This window comes from Dyadobacter bucti (assembly GCF_005869225.1).
GTDB classification, from domain to species: Bacteria; Bacteroidota; Bacteroidia; order Cytophagales; family Spirosomataceae; genus Dyadobacter; species Dyadobacter bucti.
The window spans coordinates 906714-921894 of the sequence record NZ_SWFP01000003.1 but is presented as its reverse complement, the minus strand read 5'-3'; the positions used below and the strand labels follow the sequence as shown (position 1 = coordinate 921894).

General features: G+C 42.1%; 13 protein-coding genes and 1 pseudogene. 6 read left to right on the top strand and 8 right to left on the bottom strand.

The annotated features are described in order from the left end of the window. Positions 1-396: 396 nt before the first annotated feature. From FBF61_RS13905 to FBF61_RS13895, 3 genes are read left to right on the top strand one after another with little or no spacing between them, the layout of a single operon-like run. Positions 397-1650, top strand: a complete 1254-nt coding sequence (locus FBF61_RS13905; protein ID WP_138478038.1) for a site-specific integrase — start codon at positions 397-399, stop codon at positions 1648-1650. Continuing rightward, positions 1610-2614: a tyrosine-type recombinase/integrase gene (locus FBF61_RS13900; protein ID WP_138478036.1), complete on the top strand. Its 1005-nt coding sequence runs from the start codon at positions 1610-1612 to the stop codon at positions 2612-2614. The genes FBF61_RS13905 and FBF61_RS13900 overlap by 41 nt, the downstream gene beginning before the upstream one ends. Further along, entirely contained in the window at positions 2601-3614 is a 1014-nt protein-coding gene (locus FBF61_RS13895; RefSeq protein ID WP_138478034.1) for a site-specific integrase, read from the top strand. The genes FBF61_RS13900 and FBF61_RS13895 overlap by 14 nt, the downstream gene beginning before the upstream one ends. A gap of 91 nt (positions 3615-3705) precedes the next feature. Here FBF61_RS13895 and tnpC read toward each other — a convergent pair. From tnpC to FBF61_RS13850, 8 genes and pseudogenes are all read right to left on the bottom strand, one after another. Beyond that, positions 3706-5082 (bottom strand): annotated as a pseudogene (gene tnpC / locus FBF61_RS13885) (IS66 family transposase). A gap of 44 nt (positions 5083-5126) precedes the next feature. Next, positions 5127-5375, bottom strand: coding sequence for an IS66 family insertion sequence element accessory protein TnpB (tnpB, locus tag FBF61_RS35540; RefSeq protein ID WP_205748282.1), 249 nt, complete (start codon positions 5373-5375; stop codon positions 5127-5129). A 547-nt stretch (positions 5376-5922) separates the two neighbouring features. Then, a complete protein-coding gene (locus FBF61_RS13875; RefSeq protein ID WP_138478028.1) occupies positions 5923-6480 on the bottom strand; it encodes an antirestriction protein ArdA in 558 nt (185 codons plus the stop codon). Positions 6481-6756: 276 nt separating this feature from the next. Then, positions 6757-7602 carry a relaxase/mobilization nuclease domain-containing protein gene (locus FBF61_RS13870; protein ID WP_138478026.1) on the bottom strand — a complete coding sequence of 282 codons (846 nt, stop codon included), beginning with the start codon at positions 7600-7602 and terminating at the stop codon, positions 6757-6759. After that, positions 7599-8261: a plasmid mobilization protein gene (locus FBF61_RS13865; RefSeq protein WP_138478024.1), complete on the bottom strand. Its 663-nt coding sequence runs from the start codon at positions 8259-8261 to the stop codon at positions 7599-7601. The genes FBF61_RS13870 and FBF61_RS13865 overlap by 4 nt, the downstream gene beginning before the upstream one ends. Before the next feature lie 201 nt (positions 8262-8462). After that, positions 8463-8981 (bottom strand): hypothetical protein, encoded by a 519-nt coding sequence (locus FBF61_RS13860; RefSeq protein WP_138478022.1) that lies wholly within the window; start codon positions 8979-8981, stop codon positions 8463-8465. Next, complete coding sequence (locus FBF61_RS13855; protein ID WP_138478020.1) at positions 8974-9672, bottom strand: P-loop NTPase family protein; 699 nt, start codon at positions 9670-9672, stop codon at positions 8974-8976. Before FBF61_RS13855 ends, FBF61_RS13860 begins: the two co-directional genes overlap by 8 nt. Continuing rightward, complete coding sequence (locus FBF61_RS13850; RefSeq protein ID WP_138478018.1) at positions 9662-10063, bottom strand: hypothetical protein; 402 nt, start codon at positions 10061-10063, stop codon at positions 9662-9664. The genes FBF61_RS13855 and FBF61_RS13850 overlap by 11 nt, the downstream gene beginning before the upstream one ends. Before the next feature lie 627 nt (positions 10064-10690). Here FBF61_RS13850 and FBF61_RS13845 point away from each other — a divergent pair. The 3 genes from FBF61_RS13845 (at position 10691) to FBF61_RS13835 (ending at position 15137) form a co-directional block, all read left to right on the top strand. Beyond that, positions 10691-12418 (top strand): type I restriction-modification system subunit M, encoded by a 1728-nt coding sequence (locus FBF61_RS13845; protein ID WP_138478015.1) that lies wholly within the window; start codon positions 10691-10693, stop codon positions 12416-12418. 2 nt (positions 12419-12420) lie between these two features. Continuing rightward, positions 12421-13740, top strand: a complete 1320-nt coding sequence (locus FBF61_RS13840) for a restriction endonuclease subunit S (protein WP_138478013.1) — start codon at positions 12421-12423, stop codon at positions 13738-13740. A 65-nt stretch (positions 13741-13805) separates the two neighbouring features. Then, positions 13806-15137 carry a toll/interleukin-1 receptor domain-containing protein gene (locus tag FBF61_RS13835; RefSeq protein ID WP_166444515.1) on the top strand — a complete coding sequence of 444 codons (1332 nt, stop codon included), beginning with the start codon at positions 13806-13808 and terminating at the stop codon, positions 15135-15137. Positions 15138-15181 lie beyond the last annotated feature (44 nt).

Sequence of the window (15181 nt, the reverse complement as noted above, 5' to 3'; positions counted from 1 at the left end):
CACCCTCATACTGTTTGAGGATCGCCACGATCTGGGTTTCTGAGTAGTTTTTCTTTTTCATGTGACAGTTAAAATTAGCTCATTTCGAGTCTAATCCTACACTGTCCTAATTTCGGGAAAGCTTACAGTGGGGATTGATGGTGTTCTTTTTGCATTGAGCCATAAAGGTATATACCACAGCCGCTCTTCTCGCTCCTTCATGACTTCCGGCGAATAAGAAATTCTTTCGACCGATATTATGTAAAGCTTTGCATAAAATCGGTTATGCATAGTTAAAGATTATGTAAAGTCAGCATATAAAAGTTGCTTCCAGGCTTACCGGAAGACGAAAGTACTTTACATAATAATACATTGTTTTAGTGATTGCGATGTTGCAATCACTAAAACAATGCAGCTATGAGAAAAATACAGACATGCTTTGATCAGCTCATCTATGATGCAGGCGAAGTGTTGAGAACCAAACTATTAAGAACTGACGCGACAGTTAACTGGTATCGTATCTATTGGCGACGAATGTGGCGTGAGATACGGTGCCAAAGCATACCCGAATTCACTTCTAACCTTGGCAGGCAACATTTACTTGACCGGTTTGGCCAGCTCGATTACGCTACACTTTCCAAAAGAGATAAGGATTTTGTGAAAATTGTCAGTGTACTATGTGAATTTTATGACACCGGTACCATAACCAGATCCCGGGAACGGCTCCAACTGGACGGTGTAATCGGCGCGCTGGTTAAGCAATTTGTTGATCACCTGGCCACGCTGCGTTTGAAGTCAACAACAATAAGAGAGCGCGAACATTACCTAAGCAAGTTTCTTCTCTATCTGAAAGATAAGGGCATCACTTCCGTCGACAAGGTGGATAAATTAGTAATTATGGATTATCTGAGGACCTTAGATATACGGTATTCCACTGTTGCTCATATGACATTAAGAGCGATCAGAACATTTTTAAAATTTCTCTTTGAACAGGGATTGATAAAAAAAGATATCTCGCTTTCTGTCCCACAAGACAACTATCAAAAACAGGCCAAGCTTCCGTCTGTCTTTAAAGTCGATGAGATTCAAAAGATGATCGGTAAGATCGACCGCGCCCGACCCTGTGGAAAACGTGATTATGCGATTATATTAATTGCCGCCAGACTGGGTCTGAGAGCATCCGACATTGCCGGGTTGAAGTTTGAAAACTTGTTTTGGCAGCAAAGCATAATATCGGTAAGTCAGTACAAAACCGGGCGACAACTCCAACTGCCTTTACTTGCTGAGATTGGTGAAGCGATCATTGAGTACCTGAAATACGGGAGGCCAATTTCTGATGAACCGTATGTGTTCCTGGCGGGTCGGTCTCCATTTGGGAGGATGCATAGCTGCGGAATAACCAATCTTGTGAACCGTGCATTTATTCTCTCAGGGGTTAATATTGAACATCGGCACCATGGGCCTCATGCGCTCCGTCACAGCCTTGCCAGTTTACTTCTGGAGCAGAGTACCGTTTTACCGGTTATTACAGAAGTCCTCGGTCATGAAAACTCTCGTTCAACAAAATACTATTTACGGATAGACCTTACATCCATGAAGCAGTGTATGCTTGACGCACCTGCTGTGGCTGATGGCTTCTATAATCAGAAAGGAGGTTGTTTTTATGCATAGTCACTTCACCGGCATTTATGCCCCGTATCTGGAACAATACCTGGATTATAAAAGGCGATTAGGCTTTAAGCAGCAAACAGAGCAATCCATACTTGCAATTTTTGACCGCTTTACTGTTAGCCGTGGCGAAACCCGGCTGGGCATCACGCCGAAACTTTCGCAAGCATGGATGCAAACAGGCGCTAACCTGTCGTCATCCTATAATTTTCATCGCGCATTGCTCATCAATAAGCTGGCATCATTCCTTAACGAACAGGGTATCCACTCTTATCTGATGCGTTTACCTGTATGTAAAATGGATTTTACGCCACATATTTATTCACAAGATGAGCTTGGACGCCTTTTTGAAGTAGCAGATCATTTTCGTATCAAGAAGGGTTTACGTCAAATCATGTTTGCTATGCCTGCACTTTTAAGGTTACTGTACTGTACAGGGCTCAGAGGCGGAGAAGCATTGGCTTTATCGGTTGGAGATGTTAACCTTGATGACCAGACCATCCTTGTACGGGACAGCAAGAACGGACAGCAGCGTGTCATCCCTTTTTCAGATTCGTTGGCAGCCGTACTTAGGCAATACGTCTTTTACAGGAATAAATTACCCGCTTACCTGATAAAAAAGGACCACTTTTTCATCTCCCTTGATGGGAAAAGCATATCACACGATTGTTTCGGCCGCTGGTTTTCACGTTTGTTATTGGCGGCCGGAATTCCCAAAAGTCGCGGTATAACACCACACGCATTGCGCCATTCATTTAGTGTCCATTCCCTAGCGATGATGGCCGAACGTGGAGCGGATATCTACTGCTGCTTACCGGTACTCTCAACCTACCTTGGTCACAAATCAGTAGAATCGACAAATCATTATGTCAGGCTGGTATCTGCCATGTACCCTGGGTTGCTGAAGGATATTGACAGGATCTGTATAAACGTTTTCCCTAACAGCTCAGGCTATGAAACCTACTAACTTCTCAAAATGCCTGACAGGTTTTTTGACCGGGTATTTGGCGCACGAGCGCGGCGCAAGTAAGAACACTATAAGCGCTTATCGGGATACTTTCACCCTGTTCATAGGTTACATGGAAACGCAAGGCATCTCTGTATCAAGATTGACATTAGAAAATATAAATCAAACAGCAGTCGTCGGTTTTCTTGATTGGCTGCAAGTAGAACGCAAAAATGGTAACGCGACCAGGAATGCGAGATTGGCTGCTATCCATGCTTTTTTTCACTACATGCAGTATCAGCATCCTGAACATCTTTATGAATGTCAGAAGATCTTGTCAATACCGATGAAGCGTAAGGCGATAGTACCAATGAACTATCTGACCATTGATGCGATTAAAATGCTTTTACAGCAACCGGATACCCGGACCGTTAGAGGTAGACGTGATCTGGCGTTGCTTTCGTTGATGTACGATACAGGCGCACGTGTTCAGGAGATTATTGATCTGACGCCGTCTAGTCTCAGGCTTGACAAGCTGAGTACAATCCGGATTAATGGCAAAGGCAATAAAACCCGCATTGTTCCAATGCTCGACGAGCAAGTACGATTATTGGAGCCTTATCTGAAAGAACATCATCTTCTTCAGGCATATAACGACGTACATCCGCTGTTTTTTAATAGTCGGAACGAAAAGCTTACAAGGGCTGGCGTAAATCATATTCTACTTAAATATGCTGATATGGCCAGAAAAACAACAGGTGAGGTTCATTTACCAGAAAAGATCAGCTGCCACACCCTGCGTCACAGCAAAGCAATGCATTTACTGCAAGCAGGCGTCAATCTGGTGTACATACGCGATATTCTCGGTCATGTTTCTGTTCAAACGACGGAAGTATATGCACGAGCCGATTCGCGTGCGAAACGGGAAGCGATCCAAAGAGCATACACATCAGTTGTACCGGAAAAGCAGCCGGTCTGGTTGTCGAATGAAAACCTTTTGGACTGGCTCAAACGTTTTTGACCATTGTTATTATGTAAAGTAATGTGACAGAAAACTGCTGTCTACTGAAAATGGAACGTGGTATTGCTCACTTACTTTACATAATCTTTAACTATGCATAACCTAGTGCTATCGGGCGAATTTGATTCTCGACCAGATTGTTGTCTATTTGGAGCATCCCATCATACATGTAATGTCCCAGTTCGTCCCATCTTTCAAAGGCATAGCGGAATGCCACGCCGATCGGACTCTTCGGTAAAACTTTTGACATATTAGCACTGATCCATTGATCCATGAGTTAATACTTAGGCAATGCTTCTTTTAGTCTCAGTTCCTTGGTTTGGTCGCTGTCCAGCCCTTTTTCTTTCATGTGTCGTTCGATAGCATACGGCTCCTGTATCAGAGCCATACCCGTTTCCACAAGAGCTTTGTCATAAGAAAGGGATTCTTCAAATTTACGGCGGACGTGTGCCCAGCAAGCTAGATGGACAACGCCTTCCCTTTGGGCCAAGCCCTCGTATCCGGCGTAACCGTCGGTTTGTAGGTATCCCTTAAAGTCGGACAGCATTGTGGTGGGGTACTTGCCACCTCTTCCAGGCTCGTAACTAAAAAAGGCTTGCTTACCCAAGGGGTCATGGTATGCCCAAAAGTACCCTAGGTGGGTTTTTCCTTTCTTGTTATCGTGATCCAGTACCTTGATGGTGGTCTCGTCGACTTGTAAGTAATTGCTTTTTAGAACTATCGATTTTTGATATTCGTACAATAATTCCAGCCGCTGCATACCCAGTTTCACCCAGTGATCCATTGTGGCTGGCGCTATGTCAATACCCTCCCTCTTAAATCGCTGTAATTGACGATACAGAGGCAAATGATCACAATACTTATCAATCAGGATCTGGGCGATTAATCCCGTTCCAGCTATGCATTTACCAAATCCGGACTGCGGTAGCTCTGCGATGGCAATGTGAACAGGTTCATCAATTACATTGGCTGATTTCGGGGCATATTTAGGGCGAACAATACGTTGAATGTAAAAGCGAGAAGGTTCATATTGCAGGCTATCGGTCACTTCGTTGCCAATCAGCACCATGTCCGTCGTATCTTCCTGTGGCTCCAAGACCAGCTGTTGTACAGTGAGGTGCTTGGGAAGAGGTGAACGGCCAGGATGTGGTCCGCGTGGTCGGTCGGTGTCCCGAGCTTTGTCATCCTGCTGTTTAACCAGTTCTGCTTTCTTATTAATCAACTCTTCCAGTTCTTTGATCTCTTGTTCAGACAGGGTCTGTCCAAAATCTAACGGGAGCTGTATAGGCGAGGTTTCAAAGCGTTCCCGCTTCTGCCCAAATAGCATCCGGCGAAGCTTGGCGATCTCTGATTCCTTCTGTTGAAGAACTTCCGTATAATGCGCCTGTTGCTCTTTGAGAAGCACATCTTTTTGCCCGATCAGAGCGATCAGGTCTTCTTTAGACAGACTTTCGAGAGCGTTTAACATGATTTAAAAATAGTCAAAAGTCTCACAATTTCCAATGTGAAAAACTAAGAAAATGTGACATATCTGGGCTTTTGAGTACTTCTTTTAATCACGATGCCCTCTATCATCAATACCAATTCCGGCCAGGATAAAGCCCCGTCTTTTGCCATTGAGACTGGCCTCCAATAGGTGCCTTTTTCTAAATGTTTGCTATACAATACAAATCCGCCGGGTTCCCAGCGGAGCAGTTTAATGCAGGAGCGACGACGGTTGAGAAATACAAATACTTCGCCGAAAGCGGATCCCGGTTTAATTCATTGCGAACCAACCCACTGAGCGAGTATGCTCCCCGGCGCATATCACAATCGCCTTTATAAAGTAGATATCGCTGGGATGAAGTTAAAGAAAACATTCCTACAACAAGGTAACCAGCGCACGTGAACGTATTAGGCCAGAGTCCCCAGACAAGCGGATTGTCACACCATTAGGATAGACAATTTCTACGGATGAATCAACAGGCAAACCTTTCAATTCAATAAATCCTGATCCGTTTTGGTTTTAAAGATGATAACGGTGCCGCCAATAATCAAGCTTACTTAAACTTATTCCTTGACGCCGTGCAAAACTCTGACGGTCGCAGTCTGCGGATTCCAGTTCTGTAACTAGCCTGAACATCTCTTCGGATTTGATTTCGCGTTTCAACATGATGGACATATTTCTTAAATTCGATCATGCGAAGATAGGCGCGGTTGCCGCGACAGAAAAGATGTACTTACTTGGGTGGATACAAATTGACTAGGATTCAAAACATTAATTTACAGCTGGTTAACCGTCGTTTGTCGGTTAACCAGCCATGAAAACTCAATAATCTGCAAACACATACCCACCGACCTCACTATACTCATCTAAAAACAAATCCCGAGCAAAAGCCTCATAATCAAAATAACGTTCAAGCGTCGCAGTTGCATCAGCCAACATTCCAGTTTCATCAACGTACTGGTAAGCATACTCTATTTTCGCATCCTTCATTGATCCGCCAAAGTATCCTCGATAGCTTTCCTGAAAATTTTCAATCTGCTCGTCTAACACCTTCTCGTTGCCAGGCCAGCTACTGATCTGTTCGCAGTAAAGCTTAAAAGCTTCGGCTGCAGCATTGTCCATTTCGTCAAGTGCTTGGAAGTACTCAAACGCCTTATCATCCAAACTGCACTCGGAAATCAGGAAGTCCGGAATGTTTTCCCAGTCTTGAAACATGAGCTCTGGATCAAATTCATTACGATGATATTTATAGCAATCTTGGTAAAACTCCTTTGCATCAGCATAGTCTGTCAAATCAAACCATTTCCCGAAGAGTGAACCGCTGTTGTACATTCCGTAAGTGCCAACATAAATCCTTGGAGCGTTTTCTGATGATTTCATGATTGAAAGTCTTTAAAGTTACGAGCCCCGGCTTTGTGCTCAGGGCAATCGCCTCCTTCAATCGAAGAAAAAGTGACGGGGCTTGCCCCTTGGGTGCAAAGTCGGGAGGCGGTTTAAGGAGCGGCGATAGCCGGGGGCGCCTAGCCGTGGTAAATAGCCGGAGACTTTACAGCCGTCACTTTTTACTTCGTAACTTTCGTTGCACTGACTGACAAGTGTGCGTGGTTTTCGACTCTGGAAAACATATTATTAGCTGTTGCTCTGTTCTAATATTCGTTAGATACTTAATCCTTGTTGTTTCCGCCGAGACTTTTTCTTGCGTTTTACAGGCACAAAAGCTTGCGACATCTCCATACCCATTCGCTGTTCAAGATTTTGCAATGAATAGTCTTTCCCCAGGTCAGAACCTTTCACTTTCATCCGATTTTGCATATTGAAAAAAGCTATACCTCTTCCTATATACGTCTTGAATCCGTGCGTTTGCATTTGCCTTCCGAACTCATCGATTGAAGATGCTTTTGCTAAAACTTGATCTACCAAACTCCTGAGGTTAATGATTGCTTTATCCTGCCTTGGCGCTTGCTGCTTTCCTTTTTGATTTAAGCTCATGTCAGAAGTTATTGTGAGTCCAAGTTCCAATTCCATCCGTCTTGAAAATTCACCCGTCCGCGCATAATTCTTAAAATGATCAGCGGTGTTTTTGCCGTTGTAATTGATCCGGTTTGCGACAATATGAATATGCTTATGCTTCGTGTCGTTGTGCTTGAAGGCAAGCATTTGATTCTCCGCAAAACCAAATTCCTTTGCAAACTCTACCACCAAGCTGGTAAGCTTTTCTGCGGGCGGATCTTCCCCTGGCGGAAAGCTGAACGATTGATGCCAAACATATTTGTTGAGATTTCTGTTTTTGTCCCTGTTATCCAGCATTTGCTTGGCGAGATAATCCAAGTCCAGCCTTCCGTCCGGCATTGTATTTATGCCAAGATGCTGAATGTAAATAAGCTCTCCCCGAACGTCGTCAATCGTAACTTCTTTCAATTGTTTTGCTGTCAACTCCTTTTCATAATAGCAGTAACTCAATATGCCTTTGGCGAAGTTTCCCAAACCCACTTTCCCTATCATAAGTCTAAACGTTTAAGCATTGCCGTGACCTTCTCTTCAATGATCATATGCACTTGATCGGGATTATCCGACGCATTCGATTTCCATACCCGAAGCTGTCCGGCCAGCTCAATTGGTTGATAGTAGCTCTCATACTTTGCCAGCAGGTCTTGGGCATTGCGAAAAATGTTTTCGGTTGTTTCAAGGATGCTGGTCTTATTTTGAGATTCGGGCAGGATCCGCTGAATGTATAACTTTAACTGCTGCATCCATTGCTGCACGTTGTCGAGCGTCTTATGGAATGTCCTTATCTCAAAATCTTCAAATATCCAGAGCGTAGTGATCTGTGCAAGTAACCGAATGTGCTGACTACTCTGCATCCATTGCCGGCTTTGCATTTGATGATCCTTTGTCTTCAAAACCGCAAGCGACAGAATACCGCTGAGCTGTTCGAGTGTGCGGATTATCTCAGCGGTTCTGGCGGGCAACGTTTTCTTTTGTGGCCGTTTGATAGGCGTGTCAAGTGCCAATGTCAAAAAGAATTGGCTTGCTGAAAGCCCGCTCTTTTCAACCAGCTGGTTGATCCTCATTTTTTCATCTTTGGTAACCCATACAGAAAAGTGGTCCCTTCGCACAACCTTCTCCTCTTTCGGTGGTCTTCCTTTTCTTTTGCTTTCCATAATGTCTACGATTTAAGCTATGAGCCGCGAGGCGAATAGCATGGGTCCAGGGGTTTTCCCATGGCCAGCCGCCAGGGAGTCGCTTTTTGCGACGTACTGGCGATAGCTGGCTGTGGAAAAACCACCGTGGTTCCCGAAAATGTTCGAGTTTGTTTGTCTTTGTTTGAAAATGTTTGAAACCTGATTTCAGACTTACGGGGCTTAGTTCCGCCCAAGTGGAATGAGCATTTCCTTGGTTTTTTTGTCAAACAAGTATTCTTGCCCGATCAATACATCCCCTTTCTTCCCCTGAGGTCGAAGCTTTAAAAAATTACCGCGCTCATCCTGCACAATCTCGCCATTCTGCATTAGAAGACGATAGGCTGGTGCATTTTCGTAAGCTTTAACAATCCTGAGACGCTCTCGATACTCCTCGTCTGTTGAGATTAGCCAAGAAAATAAAATCGAGCAAATTATCGCAACAACAGACCATGGAAGACTTTGCGCCAAGCCATAATAAAAAGCTTGCTTTCTGTCAGAAAAATGAACTGGTCGTTGATTGCTTTTGATTGCAGATGCCGCTTTTTCGATTGTGTCAACAGATTGATCGACCTCGGCCTTAATGCGGTCAAAGTGTTCCTCGACCTCCGCAAGCAATAATGCCGACCAGTCATCGATTTCCTGGGCGTATTTCTGCCCGTACTTCCCCTTAATGTGATTGAGTTCGGTTCTACTATGCATGGCAAAAGCTATCTCGAATTTCTTTCTTCAACCTTAGTCTCGCACCAGGCCCATAATTTTCCAACGGAAATCCATTCCTGATACCATCCAAAATCTGGCTTCCGAGCAGAGAGTTCGCCTCGAAATCACCAAACCTGATGTGTTCCAACCCGAGTGCAGCGCAGTTATTAGCCAATTCTTCTGACAGACGCGAGAATTGTCGGAAACTGAACACATTTTCCCAGACTAAAATCCTAAACTTGCCTTCAAGGACCTCAATCATTTTTTGCAAATACTCGACACTCGCGCGGTAAGCCCCGCCGCCGCCAATTATTATGTGGAACACAGCGTCTGCATCTACCTCATCACACCATTCCTCAAAGTCCAGATCTCGCGACACAAGCGCAGGGAACTGCTCACTTTCAGGCGCACCAAAATCCATAAAGATTTCGTTAAAAGGAGTCTGCATGAGGCTTTCAATGTATCCGATGAAAAGATCCCGGACTAACATGTCACGATTGTCGATCAGCGAAATGGTTTCCAAACGCTCGTCGCCCAGAAAAGCCAGTTGCCGCGTGGACGTTTGAGTTGAGCTATCCAGATCGACGAAAAGCGAAGTTTTATCTTTTTCAGACAAAGCCCGAAGATAGGTGTGCAGGCTCTTACCAACTCCACCTTTTGCTTGAAGTATTAAATTGAATTTACGTCTCATTTTTGTTAATGAATTTAGTTTTTACTGAAATTTTGTCTTGCATATCCTTTGCATCCCCATCAGACCAGGGTGCTTTAAGTGGATTTTTCACGCTCATATTATGAGTGTGTTGCGGCCGGGGTTCAGGAGCTGGTGAAGGAAGAAGCGGTTCCGTTTTCAAAGGAACTCTACCGAACGGCTTGGCTTTTTTCCGAAAATAATATCGACAATAGCGCACATCATCAGCATCGATCAGCTCAGGTTTTCCCAAATCTGCACTAATCATTTCTGCGACATAATGCGCAGAGAGTGATGTCAACACAAGCTCCGCATAAAGTTCATAGAGAACCTTTCTCCTCTTCTTATCCTTGCGCTGGAACAGATCAATTAGGATATCTTTATCGACCTTCATGGCACAATTGCTCTGCAATGATGATTGATCTAACCCTGAACTCCGTGCTGGCTTTCTTGTTTTTGACTTCACTCCCAGTTTGCACCTTCCATTGGGACCGGTGGCTGATTTGGGTAGGAATAGTGTCCCTGGGACGATTCACTGTGAAAGGGATGTAAATTGGTCTCGTGCGCTCCAGATTTTTGACGCTTAAGGCAATTACACAAAAATTCGATCCGAGAATGTTTTCTAACATAAAATGATTGTTTTAGAAATACAAAAGTCGAATTGTTACCAATACGAAACAAGATGTTTACCTGGTGAACAGGTTGTATTACAGGTAGTTACCGTATTGACTGTAAGACTGAGAGGTTTTGTTGGAGTGGCTCTTTCACCTGTGTAGCCTCTTTTTTCAATCTAATGATCTGTGTCTCCTTTTATTCCAGGGTTCAACCAACAGCATGGTAAAGATGCTAGTTATCGCAAATCCCACATAAAACCGTCATATAAATAGCATTTGCTTTTTTAGCACGTGAGTATAAACTACCTTATTTAAGACTTAAATTGTGAGTCTAAATGCTTCGATTCTGGATTATGTATTAATTGAATCGAGAAACATCGGCTGTATTACAAACCCAAAAGTTATAAATGAAGAATTTTAAAGAGACTGCGAATTTTATCTGGTCCATAGCAGATTTACTAAGAGGCGATTACAAGCAGAGTGATTATGGAAAAGTGGTATTGCCTTTGACTGTATTGCGCCGACTCGACTGTGTGTTGGCTATATCTAAAGAAGATGTTTTAAGAAAGTACGAACAGGTCAAAGCGATGAACGTACAAAATATCGACCCTCTGTTAAACAAAGTGTCAGGTTACAAATTCCATAATAGGAGTCCATATACATTTGATAAACTGGTGGCTGATCCGGACAATATTGCTGCCAACCTCCGGAACTATATCAATGGCTTCTCCGAAGATGCCCGGGAGATAATAGAACAGTTTGAGTTTGACAATCAAATTGTTAAGATGGATGACAACAACTTGTTGTTCATGATCGTGAAGCGTTTTCAGGAAGTGGATCTGCACCCTGACAAGGTGAGCAGTATGGAAATGGGCTATCTTTTTGAAGAATTGATTCGGAAATTTGCTGAAATTAGTAATGAAACAGCCGGAGAGCATTTTACACCACGCGAAGTCATCAGGTTGATGATTGACCTTCTTTTTCTAAATGACCGACAAATACTCACCCAAAAAGGAGTTGTAAAAACCATTTACGACTGCTGTGCGGGAACGGGCGGCATGTTGAGCGTGGCAGAAGAATATCTGAATGAGCTCAATCCAGACGCAAGGCTGGAAGTATTTGGCCAGGAGTTGAATCCAGAGTCTTATGCGATCTGTAAATCGGATATGATCATCAAGGGACAAAGCGCCGCAAATATCAAAAGGGGAAATAGCATTTCTGACGATAAGTTGCCAAATGAGCATTTCGACTATCTTATTACCAATCCGCCGTTCGGAGTGAAATGGCAGAAGATTGAAAAATCGGTGAAAGCAGAGCATGAAGGAAAAGGCCATGGTGGGCGTTTTGGTGCCGGATTACCTTCTGTTTCTGACGGATCATTTTTGTTTCTGATGCATTTGATGTCTAAGATGAAGCCGGTAAGTGATGGCGGTTCTCGTTTGGCGATTGTGTTTAATGGTTCGCCGCTTTTTTCCGGCAGCCCGAGTACTACCAAAAATGAAAGCAGTATCCGTCAGTGGATTATTGAAAATGATATGCTCGAAGCAGTTGTGGCTTTGCCTAACCAGCTTTTTTACAACACCGGTATCAGCACCTACATCTGGATCATTTCCAACCACAAGCCAGCCTACCGGAAAGGAAAAGTACAGCTGATTAATGCCATTGATTTTTCCAAGAAAATGAGCAAATCACTGGGCGATAAACGGAATGAATTATCTCCCGACCATATCAAAGATATCACCAAACTGTACGGAGAATTTACAACCAGCGATTATTGCAAGATATTTGATAATACAGATTTTGGTTATGCCAAAGTAACTGTGGAAAGACCGGAACGCGACAAAAATGGCAAACCCAAACTGGACAAAAACGGCAATCCAAAAGCTGACAGCAGCTTGCGTGATACCGAAAACATCCCGTTAAAGGAAGACATCCAGACCTACATGAAACGCGAAGTTCTGCCGCACGTACCGGATGCCTACGTAGACGAAACCAAAACCAGAGTGGGTTACGAAATTAACTTCACCAAATATTTTTACCAGTACAAACCGCTCCGTTCCCTGGCCGATATCCGCGCCGATATTTTTGCGCTTGAAACAGAAACAATGGGGTTGATTAAAGAGGTCATTGAATAGTTATGGAGAGGTACGAAAAATATAAGGATTCGGGAGTTGAGTGGATTGGGAATGTCCCTTCACATTGGAAGATTAAAAAACTCAAATTTATTGGGGAAGCGATTGGAGGACTAACTTATTCGCCTAATGATGTTGTAGAAAGTTCAAAAGAGGGGAAACTAGTATTAAGATCTTCAAATATTCAAAATGGAAAGTTAGAGTTGTCTGACAATGTGTATGTTAATTTAGAAATTTCAGAAAAGCTCACACTGAAAAAAGGAGATATTTTAATTTGTTCAAGAAATGGGAGTCGTCACTTGATCGGAAAAAATATTTATATAGATGAGCAAATGGAGGGGCAAACCTTCGGCGCATTCATGATGATTTTTCGAACAAAGGAATGGCGATTTTTATATCAGTATTTTAACTCACAGATATTTTCTTCTCAATCAAGTCTTTTTTTAAGTGCTACTATAAATCAACTTACGTCCGGAACGATAAATAGTTTTTTGATTGCAATTCCTGATTCACTTGAAGAACAAACCGCCATCGCCAATTACCTCGACAAAAAAACATCCGAACTCGACACCCTCATCTCCAAAAAAGAAAAGCTGATAGAACTGCTCAAAGAAGAACGCACCGCCATCATTAACCAGGCAGTTACCAAAGGACTTGATCCGGATGTGGAGATGAAGGATAGTGGAGTGGAATGGTTGGGGGAGATTCCGGCACATTGGGAAGCCAAACCGCTTAGGTATGTTGGAAATACTCAGAACGGAATTAGTGCAGGAGCGGATTATTTTGGCTTCGGTTTTCCATTTATTAGTTACGGCGATGTTTATAAAAATCCGGTTTTACCAAAATCCGTAGTTGGATTAGCAAATTCAACCGAAAAGGATAGAGGAAACTTTTCTATAAAAAGGGGAGATATTTTATTTACCAGAACATCGGAAACTGTTGATGAAATTGGAATAGCTTCAATATGCTTGGAAGATGTTGACAATGCAGTTTACGCAGGGTTTTTGATACGATTTAGACCGAATGAAAATTTGCTTTTTGAAGGGTTCTCCAAATATTACTTTCGCAATAATATTCACAGGATTTTCTTCATAAAAGAAATGAATATTGTTACAAGAGCATCGCTGAGTCAGAATCTGCTGAAGAGACTTTTGGTGTTACTACCAAGTTTAGAAGAGCAAATTAAAATAAGTGAATATTTGGATTTTAAAACAAAGGAGGTTGACACTATAATTACCAAAACCAATCAAGAAATCACCCTTTTAAAAGAATACAAAACAGCCTTAGTCAGCGAAGTGGTTACAGGGAAACTGAAAGTGGTTTAGGATTAAACTCAAATGCCTTAACGGCTAACATTGTTATGAACATAAATGAGCCCAAAATCACTTTGATGGATAAAGAATCCATAGTTTCCTACGTTCAGGAAAGGTGGGCGACTCGCTATGTTGACAATCGGGGCGCTAAATACAACCAAGACGGTGAGATAGCAGACTTCGAACTTTATGATAAAAAGGATGAGGATATTTTTAATGTAACTATCAAAAATATTCGGTTTACAGGCAAGGTGCATCGATTTGAATTTCAAAATTGCAATTTTATTAACTGTGATTTTGAGGGTTTTGACGGCTTCTTTTTGATATTCACGAATTGCAAATTTTATAAGTGCAATTTTAGAAATTGCAAATTTAGTCATATCGAGTTTGCATGGGATTTTGTACAATTCATTAAATGTCAATTTCAAAATGTTGAATGGCATGAAGCAGGCCTATTCAATATTTATTTTTCGAAATGCTATCTACAAAATTTTAGGGTTGTAGATGTTAATCCTATTATGAATGTGAATTTTGATTTATGCACTCTTGATAGGACAAGTTTTGAATACATCTCTAACGCCGACTCTGATAATGCCGGTGAAAAAGCTGATTTAAATGAAGAGGATGAGTCAGATTTGAATTTTTCTGAATGTGAAATTTTAGACACAAACTTTAATACCGTCAATCTCTCTGAGAGTATTTTTTACAATTCCGGACTATATAAATGTAGCTTTATCGATTGCAAATTAGGAGTAGAGACATTTATTGTAAATAAGGTTTTAAAAAATACATGTTATGCTTCTATGGATTTTCAAACCATTTTAAAAAGTGAACAACCCTCAGAGGATATTTTATCAATTTACTTCAACATAGTTAAAGGGATTGATATCAAAAAAATTGTTAAAATGATGACAACAGAAGTTCCTTTTTATACCGTATTTATCTCGTACAGTTTAAAAGATCGCTCGTTTGCAAAGCGAATTAATGATTCATTGGTCAGACATGGATTGACTACCTTCTTGTGGGAAAAAGATGCGCCGGCAGGCCAGCCGCTAGAAGAAATAATGTATTCTGGCGTACGTACGCATGGCAAATTATTATTTATTGCATCGGAACATTCCATTAGAAGCAAAGCTTGCCAGTTTGAATTAACTGAGGGTAGAAAAAGGCAAGAAGAAAATTGGAGCGTCATATTTTTTCCTGTTCACATAGATAATTATCTTTTTGAAGTTCAAAAAAATCAGATTAAACCAGCAAGCGTAGTAGAAGATTACTGGGAAAATATTGTTGAACTTAGAAAAATAAACTCACTAGATTTTTCTAAGTTCAACTCCGAGGCTTCGAATGAAAAGGAATTTGAACAGGCGATAGACAAACTAGTACTGGATCTTAAAATGAAGGATAAGTAGTTCGCTTACAAAGTCGTTTTCTATGTAACTAAATTTTGATTAAA